The 23,643-nt window shown below is 66.3% G+C and carries 18 protein-coding genes; 5 read left to right on the forward strand and 13 right to left on the reverse strand.

All coding sequences use genetic code 11. From position 1 onward, the window contains the following. Nucleotides 1-164 precede the first annotated feature (164 nt). The 4 genes from EH199_RS05355 to EH199_RS05370 all read right to left on the reverse strand — a co-directional run bounded on the left by EH199_RS05355 (nucleotide 165) and on the right by EH199_RS05370 (nucleotide 4,853). Nucleotides 165-641 carry an Lrp/AsnC family transcriptional regulator gene (locus tag EH199_RS05355; protein ID WP_124808249.1) on the reverse strand — a complete coding sequence of 159 codons (477 nt, stop codon included), beginning with the start codon at nucleotides 639-641 and terminating at the stop codon, nucleotides 165-167. Nucleotides 642-707: 66 nt separating this feature from the next. Continuing rightward, on the reverse strand, nucleotides 708-1,841 hold the full coding sequence (locus EH199_RS05360) for a dipeptidase (protein ID WP_223806481.1): 1,134 nt from the start codon (nucleotides 1,839-1,841) through the stop codon (nucleotides 708-710). 13 nt (nucleotides 1,842-1,854) lie between these two features. Then, nucleotides 1,855-4,614 carry a M14 family zinc carboxypeptidase gene (locus EH199_RS05365; protein ID WP_223806482.1) on the reverse strand — a complete coding sequence of 920 codons (2,760 nt, stop codon included), beginning with the start codon at nucleotides 4,612-4,614 and terminating at the stop codon, nucleotides 1,855-1,857. Beyond that, entirely contained in the window at nucleotides 4,611-4,853 is a 243-nt protein-coding gene (locus EH199_RS05370; RefSeq protein ID WP_124808251.1) for a hypothetical protein, read from the reverse strand. Before EH199_RS05370 ends, EH199_RS05365 begins: the two co-directional genes overlap by 4 nt. A gap of 340 nt (nucleotides 4,854-5,193) precedes the next feature. Here EH199_RS05370 and EH199_RS05375 point away from each other — a divergent pair, with 340 nt between their 5' ends. Both EH199_RS05375 and EH199_RS05380 read left to right on the forward strand, forming a co-directional pair. Beyond that, nucleotides 5,194-7,482, forward strand: a complete 2,289-nt coding sequence (locus EH199_RS05375) for a TonB-dependent receptor (protein WP_223806483.1) — start codon at nucleotides 5,194-5,196, stop codon at nucleotides 7,480-7,482. A 77-nt stretch (nucleotides 7,483-7,559) separates the two neighbouring features. Then, nucleotides 7,560-8,873: an amidohydrolase family protein gene (locus EH199_RS05380; protein WP_370449666.1), complete on the forward strand. Its 1,314-nt coding sequence runs from the start codon at nucleotides 7,560-7,562 to the stop codon at nucleotides 8,871-8,873. Between the two features lie 46 nt (nucleotides 8,874-8,919). On the opposite strand, the gene EH199_RS05385 is transcribed toward EH199_RS05380, so the two are convergent. The 9 genes from EH199_RS05385 to EH199_RS05425 all read right to left on the reverse strand — a co-directional run bounded on the left by EH199_RS05385 (nucleotide 8,920) and on the right by EH199_RS05425 (nucleotide 20,203). After that, nucleotides 8,920-9,657 (reverse strand): class II aldolase/adducin family protein, encoded by a 738-nt coding sequence (locus EH199_RS05385; RefSeq protein WP_124808253.1) that lies wholly within the window; start codon nucleotides 9,655-9,657, stop codon nucleotides 8,920-8,922. Then, nucleotides 9,654-10,631 (reverse strand): ketopantoate reductase family protein, encoded by a 978-nt coding sequence (locus tag EH199_RS05390; RefSeq protein ID WP_124808254.1) that lies wholly within the window; start codon nucleotides 10,629-10,631, stop codon nucleotides 9,654-9,656. Before EH199_RS05390 ends, EH199_RS05385 begins: the two co-directional genes overlap by 4 nt. Further along, nucleotides 10,628-11,806 carry an aromatic amino acid transaminase gene (locus tag EH199_RS05395; RefSeq protein ID WP_124808255.1) on the reverse strand — a complete coding sequence of 393 codons (1,179 nt, stop codon included), beginning with the start codon at nucleotides 11,804-11,806 and terminating at the stop codon, nucleotides 10,628-10,630. The genes EH199_RS05390 and EH199_RS05395 overlap by 4 nt, the downstream gene beginning before the upstream one ends. 210 nt (nucleotides 11,807-12,016) lie before the next feature. Then, nucleotides 12,017-12,745 (reverse strand): GntR family transcriptional regulator, encoded by a 729-nt coding sequence (locus tag EH199_RS05400; protein ID WP_124808256.1) that lies wholly within the window; start codon nucleotides 12,743-12,745, stop codon nucleotides 12,017-12,019. Nucleotides 12,746-12,752: 7 nt separating this feature from the next. Further along, nucleotides 12,753-13,643, reverse strand: a complete 891-nt coding sequence (locus EH199_RS05405) for an N-acetylmuramic acid 6-phosphate etherase (RefSeq protein WP_124808257.1) — start codon at nucleotides 13,641-13,643, stop codon at nucleotides 12,753-12,755. A 25-nt stretch (nucleotides 13,644-13,668) separates the two neighbouring features. Further along, nucleotides 13,669-15,234, reverse strand: a complete 1,566-nt coding sequence (locus EH199_RS05410; protein WP_124808258.1) for a sodium:solute symporter — start codon at nucleotides 15,232-15,234, stop codon at nucleotides 13,669-13,671. 107 nt (nucleotides 15,235-15,341) lie between these two features. Continuing rightward, on the reverse strand, nucleotides 15,342-18,095 hold the full coding sequence (locus tag EH199_RS05415; RefSeq protein WP_223806484.1) for a TonB-dependent receptor domain-containing protein: 2,754 nt from the start codon (nucleotides 18,093-18,095) through the stop codon (nucleotides 15,342-15,344). A gap of 144 nt (nucleotides 18,096-18,239) precedes the next feature. Continuing rightward, on the reverse strand, nucleotides 18,240-19,346 hold the full coding sequence (locus tag EH199_RS05420) for an anhydro-N-acetylmuramic acid kinase (protein WP_124808259.1): 1,107 nt from the start codon (nucleotides 19,344-19,346) through the stop codon (nucleotides 18,240-18,242). Next, nucleotides 19,346-20,203 (reverse strand): protein phosphatase 2C domain-containing protein, encoded by an 858-nt coding sequence (locus EH199_RS05425; RefSeq protein WP_124808260.1) that lies wholly within the window; start codon nucleotides 20,201-20,203, stop codon nucleotides 19,346-19,348. The genes EH199_RS05420 and EH199_RS05425 overlap by 1 nt, the downstream gene beginning before the upstream one ends. Before the next feature lie 149 nt (nucleotides 20,204-20,352). On the opposite strand from EH199_RS05425, the gene EH199_RS05430 reads away from it, so the two are divergent. The 3 genes from EH199_RS05430 to EH199_RS05440 are packed head-to-tail and all read left to right on the forward strand — an operon-like array spanning nucleotide 20,353 to nucleotide 23,635. After that, nucleotides 20,353-21,426 (forward strand): SIS domain-containing protein, encoded by a 1,074-nt coding sequence (locus EH199_RS05430; RefSeq protein ID WP_223806485.1) that lies wholly within the window; start codon nucleotides 20,353-20,355, stop codon nucleotides 21,424-21,426. Further along, on the forward strand, nucleotides 21,423-22,574 hold the full coding sequence (nagA, locus tag EH199_RS05435; RefSeq protein WP_124808261.1) for an N-acetylglucosamine-6-phosphate deacetylase: 1,152 nt from the start codon (nucleotides 21,423-21,425) through the stop codon (nucleotides 22,572-22,574). The genes EH199_RS05430 and nagA overlap by 4 nt, the downstream gene beginning before the upstream one ends. Beyond that, nucleotides 22,571-23,635: a beta-N-acetylglucosaminidase domain-containing protein gene (locus EH199_RS05440; protein WP_124808262.1), complete on the forward strand. Its 1,065-nt coding sequence runs from the start codon at nucleotides 22,571-22,573 to the stop codon at nucleotides 23,633-23,635. The genes nagA and EH199_RS05440 overlap by 4 nt, the downstream gene beginning before the upstream one ends. The last annotated feature ends 8 nt before the right edge of the window (nucleotides 23,636-23,643 follow it).

Here is a 23,643-nt window from a genome sequence, read left to right on the forward strand (position 1 = left end):
GGGTGCTGGTATAGCTACCGGAGCAATCATGTTTTCGTTCGCCGTTTGGATATGGCGGCGACAAATCATCAAATATCCCGAAGACACTTGGAAAGCTCGCCTCTAGGCAATTTGTCCACGCCGCCTAGGGTCAGGACCGGATACTGGCGCGGCTAGCGCGAAACTCAGCAGAAATCGAGCGGCAGGGCGGTCGTTTTCTTAAGCTGCTTCATCACGATGAACGTGCGGACGTTATCGATCTCCTCCCCGATCAGCAGCTTCGCGGAAAGGAACTCGCTGTAGCTTTCCAGATCGTGGGTATAGATCCGCAGCATGAAGTCCATCTCCCCCGTGGTGTAATCGCACGAGATCACTTCGGGCAGCGCTTCGATCCGCGCGCGGAACAGGCGCTCGGCCTCGCCGGTCTGCGAGCGCAGCTTCACCGCGATATAGGCGGAAATGCCCAGATTGAGCTTTGCCGGATCGAGGATCGCGGCGGTGCGTTCGATAAAGCCCTGTTCGCGCAGACGATGCAACCGCCGCGAACATTGCGAGGGCGAGAGGTGGACGAGCGTGCTCAGTTCGCCCGGCCCCAGATCGCCTCGAATCTGGATGTGCTGCAGGATCTTGCGATCGAACCTGTCCAGCCGTTCCTGCGCCATCCTATACTCCTGCCTGCCGCCTCCCGCGCCCGGAGCGCGGCTCTCTCCCGGATCACCAACGGCTTGTCAGCCGGGCCAGACTTCGCGGAACAATCGATCGAAATTGCCGCCGATGACCTTTTCGACCACCCGATCCGGATAGCCGGCCGCGTTGAGATCGGCGGCGATCATCTCCAGCCGGCGCGGGGCGTTGAGATCGGGCACGGTCACCGGGCTGTCCGCCTCGCCCGGCGCACCGATACCGGCCTTCTGCCGCGCCTCGGCCGTCTGGCGCACGATGTCCATGTAGGCCGGCGAAATGTCCACGGGGGTGATGCTCTGGTCGCTGCCGATCCCGACATGATCCTCGCCGCAGGTATCCAGCGCGTGGCGCAAATGCCGGCGAAACAGCGCGCGCGAGGCCGCCACCGGATCGCGGCCGAGGAACGGCATCAGGTAGAGGCCCACCACGCCACCCCGGTCGGCAACCGTGCGGAACGCCGTGTCGGGCAGGTTGCGCTGGCTGTCGAACACCGCGCGGGCGCCAGTGTGCGAGATCGTGATCGGCCGGGTGGAGGCTTGCGCCGCCTGAATCGCGGTGGAGGGATTGGCGTGCCCCACATCGACAAGCACGCCCAGGCCGTTCATGCGCGCCACCGCCTCGCGCCCCAGATCGGTCAGTCCCTCGCTTTCGGGAAGCGAACTGCCCGCGCCCAGCGCGTTGCGATCGTTGTAGGTCAGTTGCATGATCTTCACCGACATGGCCGCAAAGGCATCGATCAGGCCAAGATCGGTGCCGATCATGCCCATGCCCTGAAACCCGAAGATCACGCCCAGCTTCCCCTCGCGCTTGGCCCGCGCGATATCGGCATGGTGGCGCACCAGTGTCAGGTAATCCGGATGACGCGCGATCTGGTCCAGCCAGAAGCCGATCTCCTTGACCGTCTCCGCCAGGCTGCCCGGCTTGCCCACGGTCAGGTTGATCGCGGTCATGCCGGAAGCGCGGACGTTCTCCAGTTGCGCGGGCGTGAGCGGCCCCGGCTTGGGATAGGGCACGTTCCAGGTATTCGGCGAGGCCAGCGCGTCGATGACGATGGCGCGGCGGTAAAACGCGCCGATCGCGGGTGGAACGCCGTTCGCCGCAGGCGCGGCGCTCGCCGTTCCGCCAGCGCCCGCGGCCAGCGTCGCCAGCATGCCCAGCGAAAAGGCGCGACGATCCACCCCCGGCATTCCCTTACTGCCCTTCCGGGACCGGCGGCGGCGCGGGCGGCGCCTCGTCGGTCAATCCCAGCTGCTTCCAGTTGATCAGCGCGTTGTACAGCATCCGGAATTCGCCCAGGTTCTGCCAGCGCCAGATCGGATTGGTGGCGAACATCAGCACGCGGCCCGAACCATCGGGCACGTTGATGATCGCCGGACGGTCCTTCACCTGGTCCGATCCGCGCATGAACCCGCTCTGCACGCCGTCCTTGCCGCCGGGAAATTCCATCAGGATCTGTCCCTTGAGCCTGTCCGGCACGGTGAACAGCGTGCTGGTCGCCCAGCGGACCGGCATCTTCTGGTCCTTGATGTCGGCATCGTAGCCATAGAAGATCGGGCTGGCGGGCTTGGTGACCCTGGCCGTCACCACGGGGCCGGGCGCGTAGAAATTGCCGCCGGCCTTGGTTTCGGACAAATCGTCCACCAGCCCGAAATCGATCGGCACTGCGCTGGCATCGCCGGTTGTGATCAGCGTTCCGCCCTGCTCGACGAACTTCTGCAGTTCGGCCAGGCCTTCCAGCCCCATGCCGCCGCGCACGTCTTCCGACGATCCGTAATCGCCCGAGAAGCGATAGCGGTCGGTCTTGGTGTAGGGCAGCGGCTTGCCCTTCATCGGAATGTCGAAAACGATGTCCTTCACCGACCGGCCCTGCATCGGCAGAATGATGACGTCGTAACTGGCGCGCAGGTTGCCCTTGCGGACCTGCTCCTTGTAGATCAGGTCATAGGACACGGCGTGCCGATCCATCGCATAGCGCAGCCAGCCGACCTTCTCGCTCGACCCCCAGGTGCTGAACACCGCCGTGCGCGGCAGGACGGTGTCATGCGCGGGGGCGTTCGGCTGCCCCGAAAGCCCGATGGCCTCCAGCCCCAGTTCCTCGACCGCCGGCTTGAGCGCCGCATAGGCGCCGCCATCGACCAGGAAGGAGCCCGCCGGAATGGTCTTGCCGCCGGACTGGAACGCCTTTTCGACGACCTTCACCGGCGTGTCCTTCAGCCGGTAGCGCAGCGTGGCCATGTTGACCGAGCCTTGATCGAGCACGGCGTAGGTCCGCGCGCCGCCGCCACTGATCCGCCCGGTAACGGTGAACTGCGCCAGCGGTGTGACCGGCACGGAGAGCGCGGCCTTGTCCGCCACCTCCACGATCCGGGTGTGCGTCATCAGCCCCATGGTCCAGGCCGCGTCGTCGTAGGTCGTCAGGTTCTCGTCCGGATAATCGTTCTGCAGCTTCAGCAGCATCTTGGCGAGCCGGCCGTAGGGCTGGTTGAGCTTGATGATGAGCGAACCGGCCGGGAACGTGCCTTCCTTGACCGTCACAGCCTGGTTGGCGCGCCCGATCTCTATCCCCTGCAACTGGAGAATGTCCGTCACGAACTTGATGCGCGAAGGGTCGGCGTGATCGGCGGGAATGACATAGGCGTAGGGCGCCTTGTCCGCTCCTGCCTGGATCGCGTTGCTGCTTTTCTTGTAGAAGTTCTCGAGGATGACCTGCGGGAACCGCGCGGCCAGGTCGAGCGCGGTCAGGATGCCGGTTTCCATGTAGTTGGTGTTGTTGCGCATCGACCACATCACCTCCTTGTAGGGAGGCAGCGGCCGGAACCAGTCGCGCTTGGTCCAGTCCCCGCCGCGCACGCCCGTCTGCACTTCGGGGGCGACATGGCGGTACATCGTGGTCGCGCCGGCGTTGCCGAAGGTTTCGTACATGCGCAGCATGCCGTTGTGGTTCGACGACATGAAGGCGAGGTAGCCCGGCGTCCAGGCATCGACAAAGCCGTGCGTCCACACGCCGGGCATGCCGTACTTGGTCATCTGCGCCATTTCGAAATTCGAGAACCACGGCAGTTCGCCGAACAGGATCGGATCGAGATCGGGGTTCTGCGGCGCCTGCCCGGAATAGGTGTACATGAAAGGCACCGATTCATGCAGTTCGTGCATGATCGGCGGATGCCAATCGAGGTAGTACTTCATCAGGTGACGCGCGCTGACGTCCGAGAAATTGATGTCGCGGTTGTTGTCGTGGTAGATGTACTTGCCCCAATAGGGCGGACCACCGGGCTTGTTGCGATCGTCCTTCTCGTCGATCAGGTTGCGATAATACCAGTCGACGTAGCGATCGCGCCCGTCCGCTTCCAGCACGGGCGTGATCGCTACGACCAGATTGTCACGAATGCCCTTCATCATCGCGCTGTCTTCGGTGAGCAGACGATAGGCCAGTTCCATCAGCATTTCCGGCGGACCGGTCTCTGCGCTGTGGAGGCCGCCGGAGATGTGATAGACGGGCTTGGTCGCGGCGATGACCGCCGGCGCGTCGGCGGCCGGCAGCTTGCGCGGATCGGCCAGCAGCGCCAGGTTCTTCTTGTAGATATCGAGGCTGGCGATGTTGTCGGGGGCAGAGATCATGACCACGATGTTCTCGCGGCCTTCCTCGGTCTTGCCGATCTCGATGATCTTCACGCGGTCCGGCGCGGCTTCCGCCAGCTTGCGATAATAGGCGATGATCTGCTCGTAGTAGTGCAGCGTATCGGGCGCGCCGATATTCTTGCCGAGCACCTGCTTGGGCGAAGGGATCGTCTGCGAGACCGGCAGGTGATCGACCAGCGGGCTCATGAACTCGGGCTTGGTGGTCCACCGTTTCACGTCGGCGGCGTAGTCCGGGTCCATCTGCTGCGCCATGGCGGTACCGCTCAGCAGCATGGCCATGGCCATGCCGGCAACAATCGTTCTGTTCTTCACACGTGCTCCCCGAAAATGACGATTACCCGACGCGCCGGCCAGGCATGCTGAAACGCCTCACGCCGCAGGCGCGAGGAAGAGAGGCTGGACAGTCCCTTTGAAAGGCGGCCAACCTTATCGGCGACCGGAATCGACACAACGCCTTTTCTTGCGCCGTGCGCGCGGATTGGCGAAGGATCATGCACGAGCGAAGCATTGTGCAGGCCGAAAATTCCACATTCGATGCGTTCCTCCGCCATCTTCCCCAATTCCGCAACCGGCGTGCGGCGCGATCGCGCTTCATGCAATCCGCGTGCATTCTGCGAATCCGGCCCCTTGCATTCTTATTGACGGCAACCCCCTCCTGTTTCACGCTCCCGGCCATAAGAACCTTTGGGGGCCGCGGCAGCGTGCATTTGCACCGTCGCGGAAAAATTGCGGGGAAACAAGGGAGTAGAATCTCCTCCTCTCATATGGGACTCCTGAAATTGGGCAGACAAGCCTGTCGATCGCATCCGTTGCATCGGCATGGTGATTTGTCATACGGCGGCGCCTTCGCGCGTCACCGCGTGATGAGGGAACAAACAAAAGGGAGGTCAAGTGACAAAGAACATGAACCGGGGTTGCACCTCAATCCGCCTCAAGGCCATGCTGCTGGCGGCGGGAAGCGCGACGCTGCTCGCCACACCGGCTCTGGCGCAGGAAACGCCCCAGGACCGCGGCGGCGATGAAATCGTGGTGACCGCGCTGAAGCGCGAAACCAACCTGCAGGACACGCCGATCGCGATTTCCGCCATCAGCGGCGCAGCGCTTGCCAATTCGGGCGTGCAGAGCATCGCCGATCTGGGCGCGACCACGCCGGGCCTCAACTTCGTCGATGGCGGGCCGTCGCAACGCCGCGTGGTCATCCGCGGCATCCAGGGTCCGGGCGAGCCGATGATCGGCACCTATTACGACGAAACGCCGGTGACCGGATCGATCGGCGCCAGCAACGACGCCGGCGGATCGACGCCCGAACTGCGCCTGTTCGACGTGCAGCGCGTGGAAGTGCTGCGCGGTCCGCAGGGCACGCTCTATGGCTCGGGTTCGATGGGCGGCACGCTGCGCGTGATCTACAACAAGCCGAACCTGGACGCGGTGCAGGCCGGCGTGGACATCAGCGGTTCCAACACGCACCACGGCGGCTGGAACATGGAAGGCAGCGCAATGATCAACGCGCCGATCGTGACCGACAAGGTCGGCCTGCGCGTCGTCGGCTTCTATCGCAACCAGGATGGTTTCATCGACAACACCACGCTGGGCATCAAGAACATCAACAAGCAGGAAAGCTTCGGCGGCCGCGCGCTGCTGCGCCTGAAGCCGACCGAGCGCTGGACGATCGATCTTGCGGCCTACATCAACCGCAGCCGGACCGACACGCCGAGCTGGACGCTGGGCGCCGGCAAGTACATCTCCGATGCCTATACCCGCCAGCCGGTGCGCGACAACGTGGAGCTGTACAGCATCACGTCGAACTATGACCTCGATTTCGCGACGCTGACCGCGACCGGATCGTACATGCACCGCAAGCTGTCGTCGGTCTCCGACGTTTCGCGCTACATCCGCGGGCAGCGCACGCCCGCCCGCTGTTCAGCGCTGGTTGCCGGCGGGGCGGCCTGTTCGCCGACCCAGCTCACGAACTTCTACGCGCTGGTCGATGGCCAGTCGACGTCGGCGCTGTTCCCGCAGCAGGACATGGACACCTGGACCGGCGAAATCCGCCTCAGCTCGAACGGCAAGGGACCGATCAACTGGACCCTGGGCGGCTTCTATTCGAACCGCCACACCAACGTGGCCAATCCGCAGGTCAATGCCGATCCGCTGAACGGCCAGGTGATCTATCCGCTCCAGATCGCCACGGTGCGCTTCATCGATGACAGGCTGGAACAGATCGCGGGCTTCGGCGAAGTGTCGTGGGATATCACCGATCGCCTCAACCTGACCGGTGGCGCGCGCTATTTCCACTACAACAAGAACATCGTGGGCCAGACGACCGTTCCCTCGATCCTGGTCGGCGCGCGCCTCACGCCGCCCACCGCCGTCACGTCGGGCGAAAGCGGCTGGGTGGTCAAGGCCAACGCATCGTACAAGATCACGCAGGACGTGATGCTCTATGCCGAAGCGGCGCAGGGCTTCCGCCCGGGCGGCGCCAACCAGGTGCTGGGCCTCGACGCCGCGCTGACCGCGTACAATTCGGACAGCCTGTGGAACTACGAAGTGGGCCTCAAGACGGCGTGGTTCGACCGCAAGGTGACGCTCAACGTCGATGCGTTCCAGATCGACTGGAGCGACATGCAGATCACGCTGCGCACGCCCAACGGCGCCTTCTCCTACATCGGCAACGCCGGCAAGGCGAAGGTCAAGGGGATCGAGGCGGAAACCGGCATCCACCCGCTGCCAGGCCTGTCGATTCTGGGCAACTTCTCCTACATCGACGCCAAGCTGACCGAGAACCAGAACACCGGCGTGACCGCCACGTCGGGCCTGAAGGGCGATCGCATACCCTACGTGCCCAAGATCATGGGTGGCGGTTCGGCGCAGTACAGCTGGCCGCTCACCGAGTCGCTCTCGGGCTTCCTGCGGGCGGACTTCAACTATGTCGGCAGCTCGTGGTCGGATTTCCGTCCGAACTACGTCTATGCCCGCAAGGTTGACGATTACGCGCTGGTCAACGCCCGCATCGGCATCGAGGAGCCCGACAACAAGTGGGGCGTGTACCTCTTCGTCACCAACCTGTTCGACGCGACCGCGATCACGCGTTCCACGTCGAGCGCCATCGCCGTCGGCCGCACGCTGGTAACCAGCGCCACGCCGCGCACGGTCGGCGTCAATTTCCGTACCAACTTCTGATCCCATCGGGGCGGCCTTCAGCCGGGAGAAGGCCGCCCCGATTCCATTCCCATTTCAAGAGAGCGCCCATGTTCACCATCACCAGGAACCGTCTGGCCGCCACGGCCGCAACCACCGTTTTCGCCCTGTTCACCACCCCGGCCCTGGCGAAGGATCTGGTGGTTCACGCCGGGCATCTGATCGACGGGGTCGGCGCGAAGCCGCGCGACAACGTCTCGATCCTGATTCACGATGATCGCATCACCGGCGTCCAGGACGGGTTCGTCACGCCCGCCGGCGCGGAAGTCATCGATCTTTCGACGGCCACGGTTCTGCCGGGCCTGATCGACATGCACGATCACATCACCTCGGCCTATACCGGCAAGAACCCGATCGCCGAGCGCGTGACGCATTCGGACATCGATACCGCCTTCGATTCCGTGGGCTTCGCGCGCAAGACGCTGGAAGCCGGCTTCACCTCCGTGCGCGATGTCGGCGGGGAAACCGGCGTTGTCGTCGCGCTGAAGCGCGCCATCGCCGGCGGCAAGATCGCGGGGCCGCGGCTGTGGGTTTCGGGCTATCCGCTCGGCCCCACCGGCGGCCATGGCGATCCGCAGAACGGCATGAGCACGGAACTCGATTTCCATAGCGAAGGCCGCGTCATCGATGGCCCGGACGAAGCCGCCAAGGTCGTCCGGCGGATGCACCGCGATGGCGTGGACCTGATCAAGATCATGCCCAGCGGCGGCGTGCTGAGCATTGGCGACGATCCGAACAACACACTGATGACCGACGCGGAGATCAGCGCGGTCGTCAACACCGCGCACAGCCTTGGCATGCGCGTGGCCGCGCACGCCCATGGACGCGACGCCATCATCCGCGCTTCGGCGCTGGGCGTGGATTCGATCGAGCACGGCTCGTTCGGCGATGCCGAAGCCTACAAGGTGATGAAGGCGCACGGCACTTATCTGGTACCCACGCTGCTCGTCGCCGACACGGTGGTCAAGGTCGCCAAGGCCCACCCGGAATCGCTGAACCCGTCGTCGGCAAAGAAGGCGCTGGAAGTCGGCCCGATCACGATCGCCAACCTCGGCAACGCCTACAAGGCCGGCGTGAAGATCGCCTTCGGCACCGATCAGGGCATGGCGCCCCATGGCACCAACGCGCAGGAATTCGCGCTGATGGTCCGCGCCGGCATGACGCCGATGGACGCGATCCGCGCGGCGACCGTCAACGCCGCCGATCTGCTCAACGCCAGCGCGGATGTCGGATCGGTCCAGGCCAATCGTTACGCCGACCTGATCGCCGTGGCGGGCGATCCGCTGGCGGACGTCACCCAGCTTGAACGCGTGCGCTTCGTGATGAAGGGTGGCGCGGTCGTGAAGGGTTGGACGGACGCCACGGCAAAGTAAGTATGTTCGGATCGGACCGGGGGCTATCGGCTTCCCGGTCCGGTGGTTACCCTTGCGCGCGGCGCATGCGCCTCACCGCCGCGTCGAACACCATGCGCGCCGCACCATTCGCACCGCCGGTGATGCGGCGCGCATCGGCCGCGCACTTGTCGCGAATGATCCCCGTCAGCGAAATCTGCTCGCCCTGCATCGATTGCGCGAGCAACTGGATCTGCGCGGCCCGCTCCACCGTCCACATCAGCATGAACGTCGACGCGATATCCGGCCCGCAGACCGCGACACCGTGGTTGCGCAGCGCCAGCACATCGTGCTCGCCCAGCGATTCCAGCATCCGCCCCTTCTCTTCCGGATAGAGCGTGATGCCCTCGAAATCGTGGTAGCCGATGCGGCCGGTCAGTTGCGCGCCGTAGAAGTTGTCGTGGCTGAACCCCTGCGCCTTGTTGACCACGGCGGAAACCGCCAGCGTATGCGCGTGGGCCACGCAATTCACGTCCGGCCGGTGGGCGTGGATCACGCCGTGCAGCGCGAAACCCGCCGGATTGGCCTTGTAGCCGTTGTCTTCCAGCAGGTTGCCGTCGGTATCGACCTTGACGAGACTTTCCGGCGTGATCTCTTCGTAGGCGAGGCCGAAGGGATTGACGAGATAGCCGTGAATCGCGCCCGGTACGCGCAGCGAGATATGGTTGAAGATGATCTCGTCCCAGCCGAACCAGGCGACGAGATGATAGAAATCGGTGAGTTCGCGGCGCAGCGCCGCCTCGTCCGTCAGAACGGCCTTGGTCATGCTTGCTTCTCCGGAAAGCGGGTGCCGGCACGGAAACGCGCCATGTCGACGATCGCCCGGCTGACGGGCAGGTCCATGCCGATCTCGTCCGCCATCTCGAACACGGCATCGGCGATCGACGACAGCTCCAGCGGCCGGCCTTTCAGGTAATCCTCCAGCATCGACGTCCGGAACGCCCCGGCCAGCCGTCCACGCCCCAGCATCTCGTCGCGCGTCATCGGCGGGCAGGCGTTGTAGCGCGCGGCGACGCGCCAGGTTTCGTCGAGGATGTTCGACACGATCGGGACCAGCCGCGCATCGGAGCACAGATCGCCGAGTCCCGCCTCCGCCACCACCGACAGCGGGTTCGTCGCCAGGTTGAGCGCGGCCTTGGCCCAGACCGCATCGACGATGCGGTCGCTGACCGTCACGTCGATGCCGCACGCCGCCAGCACCCGCGCGAGGGCCGCAACCTTGTCCCGGCTGTCGCTGCCGATCGCGCCGATCACCAGGCTTTGTTGCTGGGTGACGGTGACGTGGGCGGGCGCCTGCATCATCGCCGTCGTATAGACCACGCTGCCCACGATCTGCGCCGGCGCGAACCGCCGCGTCAGCGTGCCGTCGGGATCGACCGCGCGCAGCGGCTCTGCCCTATCCGCCCGCCCGAGCCGGAACCACCACGGAATTCCGTTGACCAGCGGCACGACCAGCGTGTCCCTGCCGATCGCGGCGGGCAACGTTGCGGCCACGCCGGGCAAGGCCGCCGCCTTCACCGCCAGCACCAGAACATCGGCCGGGGTATCGGGAACCCGATCGCTGACCGCCGGATGACCGGTAATCGTCTCGCCCGCCTCCTCGCAGGTCACGCCATCCCGTTCGATCAGCGCGGCCCTTGCCGCATCGCGCACGACCAGCGTCACGTCCTGCCCGCCATGGGCGAGCCGTGCCGCGATCGCGCTGCCGATCGCCCCCGCGCCGACCACCACGAACGTCATGCCAGCACCGCGCGCAGGGCAGCCACGAATGCTCCCACCTGCTCTTCGCGCAGACCTGCGATGTTGATGCGCCCGGACGGCACGACATAAACGCCGTGATCGTCGCGCAACCGCGCGATATCAGCGGGGGCAAGCGCCAACGACGAGAAAAAGCCATGCTGCGCCGCCAGCCGGCCCAGATCGATGGGGCCGATCCGTCCTTCCCGCGCAAGCAAGGCGCGCAATCCCTGCACGCGTCCGCGCATGGCATCCAGTTCGGCGCGCCAGATCGCGGTCAGTTCGTCCGAATGCAGGATCGTGCGCACCACTGCCGCGCCGTGGTCCGGCGGCATCGAATAGGTGGCGCGGGCCAGCGCGGTAAGGTTGGACGCCGCCAGCTCGACTCCCTGCCGCCGGCCAACCACGAAAAGCGCGCCCACGCGTTCGCGATAGAGCGCGAAATTCTTGGAGCAGGAATAGGCAACGAGCGCGTTTGGCACCTCCTCCAGCAGGATGCGCAATCCCGCCCGGTCTGCCTCGAGGCCCTGCCCCAGCCCATGGTAAGCGGAGTCCACCAGTGGCAGGAGATTGCGGCGCGCCAGTGCCCTGCCGATCGACCGCCATTGCGCTGCGCTGGCGTCCACCCCGGTCGGGTTGTGGCAGCAGCCGTGCAGCACGAAGACATCGCCTTCCCGCGCCGCTTCTAATGCTTCCCCGAACGCGGCTTCATCGATCTGTTGCGAGAGCGGATCAAGGTAGCTGAAGGTGCGGACAGCCAGACCGGCGGCGGCGAACAGGGCGCCATGGTTGGTCCAGCTTGGCGCGCCGAACCACACGGTGCGGTCCGGCTTCTCCCGCGCGAGCAGATCGGCGGCGAGCCGCAGCGCGCCGGTTCCACCGACGGTCTGGATCGCGGTGACGGCATGGTCCGCCCGCGCATCGCCCAGCGCCAGCGGCTCCACTCCCTCCAGAAACGCGCGATCGCCTTCGACGCCAAGGTAACTCTTGGTCGGTTGGTCGAGCAGCAGCCGGCGTTCGGCTTCCTTGACCGCCCGCATGACCGGGGTCTGCCCGCATTCGTCCCGATAGACGCCGATCCCCAGATCGAGCTTCCGGTCCCGGACGTCGGCGGAAAAGGCGGCGCCCATGGCCAGAATCGGATCGTCGGCCTGTCGCGCCAGGGTCATGAAGTGCATGTTCGGGTCCCGTGATGAACGGGCTTCACCCTAGCGGGGGGGCGCGGCAATCGGCTTGCGTAATGGGGGTCGGATGCGCGCCGGATGCAACCGGGTTGCACCTTCACGCCATTTGGAGAAGGCGGCTTGCGTCAGACCTCTGCGCCGCACTCGAAGCACCCTGCCGTGTACGATGATCCCGCAAGCGCCCTTGCGGCCTCGGCCATGAAGTCAGATATCTTTGAGATCGCTCACGAATTCGTAGCGGTCACCGCGATAGACCGATCGCGTGAATTCCACGATGCGGCCACTGGGCACCCAGGTCTTGCGTTCGATCCGCAGAACTTCCGAATTCTGCCGCACGCACAGAATGCCTGCTTCCGTCGGCGTCGCCAGCGATGCGCGCACGCGTTGCGTGCCCGCCGTCGGCCGGAAGCCATAACGGTCGAGCGCCTGATAGAGGGAATCGCCGAGCGCTTCGAGATCGGGAATGAACTCCGCCGGGACCACGGCATGTTCGATCGCCAGCGGTTCTCCTCCCGCCAGACGGACGCGCCCCAGCCGGGCGACGCGGGCGTTCGCGGCGATTTCGAGAGCGGCAGCCTCTTCCTCGGTCGGCTGGGCATAGCCCTTGTTGATCCAGACAACGCCGGGATTTTCGCCGCGCGAGCGGGTTTCGTCACTGAAACTGCTAAGCTTGCCGCCGGGCGTTTCGATGCGGCGGGCGACGAACGTGCCGGAGCCCTGCTTGCGGACCAGCACGCCTTCGTCGATCAACTGTTCGATCCCCTTGCGCACGGTGACGCGCGAGAGACCGGCCATTTCGCTGAGATCGCGCTCCGATGGAAGCGCGCTGCCCGGATCGATGGCCCCGCTGCTGATGTGTTCGCGCAGGCTGCGCGCCAGTTGCAGGTAGAGCGGTGTTCCCTCCCCGCTGCGTGTCCAGGCAATGTCTTGCATCGTTTGCTCAATCTCGCCTTTCCAGCGCCCCCATGACCTTGCGCAGGTCACCCCCGTTGGCGTCGAGAAGGGCCTGCCCTTCCCGTACCGGAACGCCCAGCGCCACGATCACGCCAAGCCGGATCTCGTTCCCGGCGGTCTCAAGCGCCTGCGCGGCGGTTTCGGCGTCCACCCCGGCGATATCCTGAACCATGCCGCGCCCCCGTTGCAAGAGCTTCGCGTTGGATATGCGCATCGCCACCATGCGCCCTTCATAGACCAGTCCGCGCCGGATCATGATCGCGGTGGAAAGAAGGTTGAGCACCGCCTTCTGCGCCGTACCGGCCTTCATCCGGGTGGACCCGGCGACGACCTCGCTGCCGGTCACCACCACGATCGCATGTTCGGCCTTTTCGGCAAGAACCGAGCCGGCATTGTTGGCCACGCCGATGGTCAGCGCGCCCAGCCGACGGGCCTGCTCGATCGCCGCGACGGTGTAGGGCGTGCGCCCGCTGGCGGCGACGCCGATCACGACGTCCGCCGGCCCGATCCCCGCCTCGGCAATTTCGGCGCAGCCTGCCTTCGCATCGTCTTCCGCGCCTTCATAGGCTTCGGTCAGCGCGCCGAGACCCCCGGCCATCAGGAACACCATCCGCTCCATCGGCCAGCCGAAGGTGGGGTGCAGTTCCGTGCCATCCTGCACGGCAAGCCGCCCCGACGTTCCCGCGCCGACGAACACCAGCCGCCCCGTCGCGCCGAGGCGCTCAGCCGCCGCTTCCGCCGCGCGAGCGATGGCGCGGGTCTGCGTCTGGATGGCCGCGATCGCCGCCATCTGGCCTTCGAGCATGGCCTCCACCGCCAGGTCCGTCGGCCAGAGATCGAGATCACGGTAGCGCGGATCGAGAGCTTCGGTATTCATGACATCCTTTTCCGCAAGGCGGGGATCAATCTGTTTCAGAAACCGCTGGCCCGCCCGGCCCCGGCACCACGGCACAGACCACGAAGGCCACCAGCGTGCCAATGCAGAGCTGGAAGGGAAACGACAGGCCGAGCAGCGCGGCCGGCAGCCCGATCGCGCGCGCGATCGCGGGTTGCAGCAGCAGCACGGTGAAGAAGCCCACCAGCAGCGATGCGATGACCGATCCGGTCGTTCCCCGCCGCGTGAACAGCGCGGTGAAATAGACGCCGAGCAGGCCCGCGTAAGTGAACACCATGACCTGCAGCGCGAATTCCAGCAGGCCCATGTCCGAATAGCGCTGCCAGTAGAACGAGACGATCGCCATCACGAACATCGCGAAGCCGATCACGCCCATGCCGGCGCGGCCCGCCTGCACGTAATGGTGTTCGGCCACGGCGCCGCGCCTTGCGCGCCAGGGTCGGTAGAAGTCCTGCACCAGCACCGAGGACATCGCGTTGAGCGCGGAATTGGTCGTGGCGACGGCCGCCGCGCAGATGCCCACGGTCACCAGACCGCGCAGTCCGCCGGGAAGCTGGGTCAGGATATAGTGCATGAAAATGCTGATCTTCTCGCCGCCGAACTCGTTGCCGGCAACCGCCGTGGCCCCGCCCATCAGGTCTGGCCGGTCATAGAAGACGTAAAGCAACAGCCCGATGACAATGAACATGCCGACTACCGGAACCGTCGCCAGGACCGAAAGGTAGAGGCTGCGCGCGCCGGTCTTCGCATCCCGGCAGGCGAGCAGGCGCTGGGTGGTATCCTGATCCAGGCCCGAATTGGCGATATAGAGCAGCGTCAGACCCGTCAGGATCGCCAGCATCGAGAACGGGCGCGACGGATCGATCGAGAAATCGAAAAGCCGCAGCTTGTCCACGCCTTCGGGCGTATGCGACAGCCCGTGGATGATGTCCGCCGTCGATGCCGGGATCGACAGGCGCAGGAACACCAGCACCGCGATGGCGGACCCCAGATAGACGACGAACTGGATCAGGTCGTTCCACAGCACCGACTTGAGCCCGCCGACGAAGGTGAACAGCACGCTCGCCACCACCAGCAGCGCGGCCGCGATCATGATGCCCTGCGCCTCGACCGTGCCGGTAATCACCATGGCGAGGGCGATGGCGGCAAGATAGACGCGCGCGCCGCCGGCTAAGACGCGGCCGACCAGGAACATGCCGCCGGCCCAGCGCGTCGCCTTCTCGCTGAAACGCAGGGTCAGGAGTTCATAGGCGGTCGTCGCCTTGATCCGGTAAAAGCGCGGGATCAGCACATGCGCGACGAAAATGGCTCCCAGCAAACCGCCGATATTGCCGCTGAGATAGGTGAGATCGCCGTGATAGCCATAGTCCGGCCCACCCAGGAAGGTCGCGGCGGACTGTGTGGCGGACAGCACCGAAATCGCCGCGAGCCAGGCCGGCACGTTGCCGCCCGCCAGGAAATAATCGTGCGCCGACGCGGTCTTGCGGGGCGTGAAGATCCATCCTCCCCCGACGAGCAGCAGGAGGTAGCCGGCGATCACCAGCCAGTCTGCCATCGAGAAAGGCAGCGTCATTGCGGAATTCTCCCGTCCTTTGCCCGGCATGCCATGGCCGGGGCCTTGGAAAAAGCCGGCGTCCGGTCAGCAGGGACCGACCGGACGCCGCGAAGGGTGGCAGGGTCTCAGAGATGCGCGGTCAGCGAAAGGCCGATCGTGCGCCCCATGATGTCGTAGGTATCGGGGAAGGTGTTGAACACGCCGCCGGTCGAAACACGCGGCGGGTCCTTGTCGAACAGGTTGTAGATACCGGCCGTCAGCGTGATCGCCTTGGTGAATTCATACGATGCCGACAGGTCGAAGGTATCCTGCGCCGCCAGCGTTTCCGTCGACCCGGCGGTGCTCGACCGCACCTTGCCGATGCGCTGCCAGTCGAACTGGATCACGCCCTTGTCGAACATCCAACCAAGGCCAACCGTGTGGCGATAATCGGGCTGGACCAGCGTGGTGCCATCGCTCGAACAGGTCGCGCCGAAGGTGCCCTTGCACTGCACCGCCGCCACCGTGGCGTTGGCCTGGATCAGATAGGACGTGACGATGTTGCCCTGATAGCTGAGGCGCATGCCCTTGCCGGGCAGCCAGTCGGGGCGGACGGTGTAGTTCGCCGCGATGTCGAACCCGCGCTGCAACAGGCGACCGAGGTTCTGGTTGTTGACGTAGGCGTCCTTGAAATAGCCGGTCGCCGGATCGCGGGTCACCAGCCCGCAGAGCGGGTTGCTGGCCGAGGGATTGGTGATGTAGCAGCTGGTGATCGCCGCGATCGGCTGGATCACGCCGACGGCGCCGCGCAGGTCCAGCTCGTACCAGTCGACCGTGACGTTGAGCCCCGGCACGAAAGTGGGCGTCAGCACCGCGCCCAGCGTCTTGGTATAGCCCGTCTCCGGCTTGATGTTGGGATTGCCGCCGTAGTAGTAGTTGCCGGTCAGGTAGCTGGCGGACATGGAATCCGCCGAACCCACCGCCGGGGCGCCGAAGCGCGCGCACTGCGCGGCGTTGCCGGTGCCGAGCACGCAGGGATCGCCGCCATAGCGGGGCTTGAGGCGATCGACCGTGACCAGGTTGTTGAACGGCAGCGACGAGGTGCTGGCGGCGAACTCGCCGAAGTTCGGCGCGCGCAGAACCCGCTGGTAGGTGCCGCGCAGACGCAGGTTGGCATCGACTTCCCAGTTGGCTTCCGCCTTCCAGGTGCCATGGTTGCCGAACAAGTTATAGTGCGAATAGCGATAGGCGCCACCGACGTTCAGCTTGCGGATCAGCGGCAGGTCATGCAGCAGCGGCACGAGCACTTCGCCGTAGAGCTCCGCCACATCGAACGAACCCTTGTAGGCCGCCTGCACGCCCTGGCGATAGGTATTGCCGCTGAGCAGCGCGCTGTCCTGCGCGATGGTCGCGTTTTCCTTGCGGTATTCCGCGCCGATCGCGAAGCCGATCGGGCCGGCGGGCAGCGAGAACAGTTCCTCCAGCGTGCCGCTCAGCGTGGCGGCGGTGACGAACTGGTCGCGCTTGCGGTTGAAGCCGTTGATCGAGCTGCCCAGCGCGCCGGCCAGGGCGCTCTGGTTCGGCCCGAAGATATTCACGGTGTTCACGATCGCGCCGAAGTTGTTCACGCCCGCCGCGTTGGCGACGAGGCCATCGCCGGTAATCAGCGAGTTCTCCGTCGAGCGGCTGTACTGCGCATAGATGTTCCACTTGGTCGAGGCCGTCAGCGGGCCACGCAGACCGGTCTGGAACTGCAGCGTGTCGCGTTCCGTATGGTACGTGATGAGGCCGAGTTCGGCCAGCGAGCGCGAGACGTTGACTTGCGCCGCGCCATTCACGAACGTCAGCTGGTTGCGGATCTGGTCGGTCAGGAACGGGTTGTTCTGGTTGATCGAGACCACACGGTTGACCGAGGCGGGCGTCGCGCCCGGCGTGCCGGTCTCTTCGGTGCGGGCGTTGGTGTACATCGCGCGGCCGTAGATTTCGACCTGCGGCGTGATCTCGTACTTGAACAGCGCGGCCACGTTGATGCGCTTCAGCGGCGAAACCAGCGGATAGCTGCCCGAAATGTTCGAGGTGGCCGAAGGCGTGGTCGTGAACGCGCCACCATCGGTGAAGCCGAACTTGCGCCCGCTGGCCACGTCGGTGAAGACGCCGCCGATGCTGGGGATCGTCTGGTTGGGCGTGGTCGCCCAGCTGCGCTGGCTGGCGGTAATCCCGTCCCGCTGGGTGTAGTCCGCCGCGATCACGATGTGGCCGCGATCGCCCAGCCCGGCGCCCAGCATCAGCGAGCCGCCATACTGCGCACCGCCATGCGTGGCGAGGCGCGCGGCGGACGTGGCCCGCAGGCCCTCGAAATCGTCGTTGAGGATGAAGTTCACCACGCCGGCCACGGCATCAGCGCCATAGACGGCGGCGGCACCGCCGGTCAGCACGTCCACCCGCTTGATCAGCGAGGCCGGAATCGCGTTCACGTCCACCGAGTTGCGGAAGCTGAACGGCGCGGCACGGGTGCCGTCGATCAGCACCAGCGAGCGGCTCTGGCCGAAGTTGCGCAGTTCGAGAACCTGCGCGCCGAATGCGTCGCTGCCCTGCGAGCCCTGGCGGACGCCGCCCGAAAGCTGCGGCAGCTTGGTCGAGAAATCCTCGATCGTCAGCGCGGACTGGAGCTTGATCTTCTCCTCGCTGGTCGAAGCGACGGGGCTGCTCGCGGTGAGGCCGGGCACGGCGATGCGCGTGCCGGTAACGACGATCTCCGCCGCTGGCGCTTCGGCGCCGGCATCCGACGGCGCATCGGCGGACTGCGCGTGCGCAACGCCCGTCCCCTGCACCAGCGCGACGGCGAGAGCGGCCGTGGCCACGGCATGACGATAGGATTTCACCATGGGATTTCCCTTCATTTTCCTGTTTCCCTGAACCCAGTCGCCGTCGCCGTGCTGACAGTGCGACCCGAAGACTCGACGGCTTGCTCGGCTGGATTGACCTTCAAAATGCATACCTGTGCGAGAATGTAAAGTATCGGTATTTAACTGGTACTATTTTTATCATACCACAGCAGCGGATGCAGCCTGCGGACGCCACAGCGTTCCGCCGGTGAGCGGCGCTTTCACACCGGTCGTGCCGGGATAGGTCAGCGGCAATCCGCGCACGCTGCGCGCGGCCAGGAACGCCATGGCCTCGGCCTCGACGAAATCGCTGCGCAACCCCAGATCGCCGGCCGCCCGGCAATCGCCGAGCCGATCGCGCAACCCCTGCATGAGCACGGGATTGTGGCAACCGTCACCACAGACAATCCAGGCATTGGGCGGCTCCGGGAGGCTGCGACCGGCCAGCGCGACGGATTCCACCGTAAACGCGGTCAACGTCGCCACCGCGTCTTCCAGCGCCAGATCCGTCAGGCAATCCAGTGAAAAATCGTAACGATCCAGCGAGCGGGGTCCTTTGCCCCGGAAGTGTTCGTGCGCCAACAGATCGGCCAGAATCCGCGCATCGACCTGCCCCGCAGCGGCCAGTCTGCCCCCGTCGTCGTAACGGCCCGCGCCGCGCTGTTGCACGATCAGATCGATAAGACCATTGGCGGGACCGGTATCGAAGGCGACCAGTTCCCCGTCCGCGCCGATCCAGGTTACGTTAGCCACGCCACCGAGGTTCAGGAACGCCAGCGGCCCCGGCAGTCCCATCCGCGCCGCCAGCGCGGCGTGGTAGGCCGGCACCAGCGGAGCGCCTTCGCCGCCCGCGCGCAAATCGTCCTGCCTCATCTGCGCGACCACGGGCACGTCCAGCACATCGGCCAGCGCCTGCGGATCGCCGACCTGCACCGAAAGCTGGCGGCGCGGCCGGTGCAGCAGCGTCTGCCCATGAAAGCCCACGAGGTCGGGCCTGCGCCCCGCCTGTTCAATCGCCGCACGGCCCGCGCGCAGATAGCCCGCGTCGATCACCGCCCCCGCTTCTGCGAACGAGGACGGCACGCTGCCATGGCCATCCCACGCCAGCGCCTCATGCGTCGCCCGCACCACCACGGCGCGCTCGTCATCGGAGAACGGAACCAGCAGGCACGGCCCGTACCCGTCGATCCGTTCGCCATCGGTTTCGACCAGCGCGACATCGACGCCATCGAGCGAGGTCCCGCTCATGTATCCCATCACCAGCATCAGTTTGTGTCCTCCCAGCGGCAGACGACCAGGCTGGCGTCGTCGTGCGGCTTGACGCGCGCGAAGCGACGCAAGGAGCCCGGCGCACGCTCCAGCGCCCGCAGCGCATCCACCCAGCGCCGCCATTCATGGGCGCTGCGGATGGCCAGAAAATCGGCCGGGTCGGCCACGCCGAACAGTTCCGTAAGGCGCAGAAAACCGTCGCTGGCGATGGCGAAGCTCTGACCGGGGCGCAGCGGAAGGCGCGCCTGCCAGGCATGGTCCGCCGCCGCCGGTTCGGTGCCGAGCACCCAGTAGCCGCCTTCCCGGTTCATCAGCCGGCGATTGGCGACAAGGCCCGGCATCAGTCGCTCCTTGAGCGCATCCGGCGTGATCGCGGGGTCTTCCGCCAGAACCCCGCGCAACGCGGCCAAGGTGCGCTCTTCGATCGCATCCAGCGCTGCGCTGCCCCAGAGCCGCGCCGCGCCGTCCGCATCGGCCGCCACCACGCGGCAGTCGGCCAGGGTGGTGATCTCCGCCATGCCATCAATCGCCCGCACCATGGCGAACGCCGCGGAGGGCAACTCGTGATGCCCTTCCGGTTCGCGCACGCGCTGGCGCAGCAGGGCTTCGCCACACTGCGCCATGACCGTGCGCAGCGCTTCAACCGTGGGCATCGCCGGATGCGCGCGCAGAACGTCGGCGAGGAACCGGCTCGCCGTTTGCGCCAGCCATGCCGCGTCACTTGGTTCTTCCAGCAGCGAGGCGCCGATGCCGGTCGCGCCGTCGATCACCCAGGCCGCGTTTCCGCAATGCCCCACAACATCCTCGTTGATCGCGCCCTGGTAATCGGTGGCGGCTATCTCGATCCTGAGCATGCATACGCCTCCCTGAGCCCCACGCGGACGACACCGTCCCGCCGCCGCCGCATCGCGAATTCGCCAGATCGGTATCATCATTTTTGAAAATAATAAAACCATTTTAATGCCACTTGAGGTGAATCGCCCTGAATGGTATCTCACACGCCATGACCTCGACTCCCCATACCCTCGAAACGCTCGTGCCGGGCGCAACGCGGATGGCCGCGGAAGCGCTGTCCGCGCCGGCATTGTGCGCGCGGCAGCTCCAGCTTAATACCAATCTGGTCCGCGACGCCGGCCAGCGCCTGCGCGCGCTCGCCCCGTCCTTCGCGGCGACGCTGGCGCGCGGCAGTTCCGATCAGGCCGCCGCCTTCGCCAAGTTCCTGCTGGAAACGAAAGCCGGCATCCCCACGGTCAGCCATGCCCCGTCGACGGGTTCGCTCTATCACGCCACCTCGGCCCATTTCCGCAACGTGCCGCTGATCGCCATCTCGCAATCGGGCCGCAGTCCCGATCTGCTCGCCGCCGCCGATGACGCGCGCGCGCGGGGTGCGGTGGTCATCGCCGTGGTCAACGATGCCGCCTCCCCCCTCGCCGACCTCGCCGAGATCGTCGTTCCCGTCCACGCCGGCCCCGAAACCAGCGTGGCGGCGACCAAGAGCTTCCTTTGCACGCTCGTCGCGCTTACCCATCTCGTCGCCGAATGGAGCCAGGACGCGGCCCTGCTGGAAGCGCTGCCCCAGACGGGACGCGTGCTCGAACAGGCCGCCGCCGCCGACTGGACCGCCGCCGTCGCGCCGTTGAGGGACGCCAGCGAGATGCTCGTGCTGGGCCGTGGCCCCAGCCTGCCCATCGCCGGGGAAGCCGCGCTCAAGCTGAAGGAGACATCGAACCTCCATGCCGAAGCCTTCAGCAGCGCCGAAGTCGCGCATGGCCCGATGACGCTGGTGGGAGCAGGCGATCCGGTGCTGGTCCTCGCCCCGCTCGATATCGCCCGGACCGGCCTTCGCGCGCGGCTGGAGGATTTCGCAGCGCGGGGCGCGAACGTGATCGCCGCCGGCCTGCCCGAAGACGTGGCGCCCGCGAGCCTCGTCCTGCCGATGGACACGCAGGTCCATCCCGTGCTGGGCGCGATCGCGCAGATCCAGAGCTTCTATGGCCTCGCCAATGCGCTTTCACTGGCGCGGGGGTGCAATCCCGATAGCCCTCCGCATCTCAACAAGGTAACGCGCACGCTATGACGCTGACGGCTCTTACCGGCGCGAACATTGTTCTGGCCGACGCGGTTGCCGAAGGGCAGGCGCTGTTGCTCGATGGCGACCGCATTGCCGGCCTTGCTCCGGCGGATGCCCTGCCGGCCGACTGCGCCCGCCATGACCTTGACGGCGGCTGGCTGCTGCCGGGCTTCATCGACGTGCAGGTCAACGGCGGGGGCGACGTGCTCTTCAACGATCACCCCTCGGTCGAGGGCATTCGCGCCATCGCCGCCGCCCATCGGCGCTTCGGCACGACCGGGCTGCTACCGACGTTGATCAGCGACTATGCCGCCGTGGTCGATAACGCCATCGCGGCGGGCGAGGCGGCGCTGGCCGACCGGGTGCCGGGTGTCCTCGGCATCCATATCGAAGGCCCGCACCTCAACCCCGCGAAGAAGGGCATCCACGACAAGGCGCGCTTCGCGGCGGTCGATGCGGACGTCATCGCGCGGCTGGCGCGGCCCACCCTGGGACGGCGCGTGGTGACGCTGGCCCCCGAACTCGCGCCGGCAGGAACGGTGCGGGCGCTGGCCGATGCGGGCGTGCTGGTCTGCGCGGGGCACAGCCTTGCGGACTACGACCAGACCCGCGCCGCGCTGGGAGAGGGATTGGCGGGCTTTACCCACCTGTTCAATGCCATGACGCAGTTGCTCAGCCGCGATCCGGGCATGGTCGGCGCGGCGCTGGAAGATCGCGCCAGCCATTTCGGGCTGATCGTCGATGGGCTCCATGTCCATCCCGCCGCGCTGCGCGTGGCGCTGCGCGCGCGCGGGATCGACGGGGCGATGCTGGTGACCGACGCGATGCCCCCGGTCGGCGGCACGCAGGACCGGTTCACGCTGATGGGGCAGGACATTGCGGTGATCGACGGCACCTGCCGGGGGCCGGACGGCACGCTCGCCGGATCGGCGCTGAGCATGGTGCAGGCGCTGTGCAACGCGATGGACCTGCTCGGCTGCGACATCGTGACCGCATCGCGCATGGCGAGCGGCAATCCGGCGCGGTTCCTGCGGCTCGGCCACGAAACCGGCGCCATCGCGCCGGGCTTGCGCGCCGATCTCGTCCATCTGGACGAAACGCGCGCGGTCACCGCCACATGGATCGCCGGCGCGCGCGCGGATCACCCCGCATGATGCCCGAACTGGGCCTGATCGAAGGCCGCTTCGGACGCATCTGGACCGAGGCGGAGCGCGGCCATGTCGTGCAGACGCTCGCGGCGGCGGGCTATGGCTTCTACCATTACGGCCCCAAGGCCGACCGCGCGTTGCGCCGCGCCTGGCGCGAGCGCCACGATCCCGAACAGACCGCGATGCTCGGTCGCCTCTCGGCCCAAGTGCGGGCGGCGGGGATGCGGTTCGGCATCGCGCTGACGCCGATCGGCTCCACGCACCCGTTCGACGACGACGCCCGCGACGCCCTCGCCCGGCGGGTGGCGGACCTTGATGCCATAGGCATCGACGACCTTGCCATTCTGTTCGACGACCTGCGCGGCGACATGCCGGGCCTTGCCGCGCGGCAGGCGGACGTGGTCAACTTCTGCGCGGGCCTGACCCGGGCGACGCGGGTCTATACCTGCCCCACCTACTATTCGGACGACCCGGTGCTCGATCTGGTGTTCGGCGACCGGCCCGCCGGCTATCTCGGGGAACTGGGGCGACGGCTCGATCCGGCGGTCCTCGTCTACTGGACCGGCGAGGAAGTCTGCTCGCGGGCGATCGACCGCGCCCATCTCGAACGTGTGGCGCGGGAACTGGGGCGGCCGGTCTGCCTGTGGGACAACTATCCCGTCAACGACGGCGCGCGCATGTCGCGCTTTCTCCACTTGCGCGCGTTCACCGGCCGCTCCGCCGCTATCGCTCCGCACGTTTCCGGCCACGCGATCAACCCCGCGATCCAGGCGCACCTCGGCTGCATTCCCGCCCTGACGCTGGCTGCGGTTTACCGGCAGGGTGAAGCCTACGCCTATGGCGCGGCATTCGGCGAGGCCGCGCGGCAGGTGCTGGGCGCAGAGTTCGCGCAGATGCTGCAGCAGGATCTTCCGGCGTTTCAGGACGTTGGCCATGAACGGCTGGGATCGCGCGGCGAACGCCTGCGGGCGCGCTATGCGCCGATCGACCACCCCGCCGCGCGCGAGATCGTTCGCTGGCTGGACGGCGACGATCTGATGACCGACGACGAAGTCCAGACGCAATAGGGCCAGAC

This window comes from Novosphingobium sp. LASN5T (assembly GCF_003856955.1).
Lineage (GTDB): Bacteria > Pseudomonadota > Alphaproteobacteria > Sphingomonadales > Sphingomonadaceae > Novosphingobium.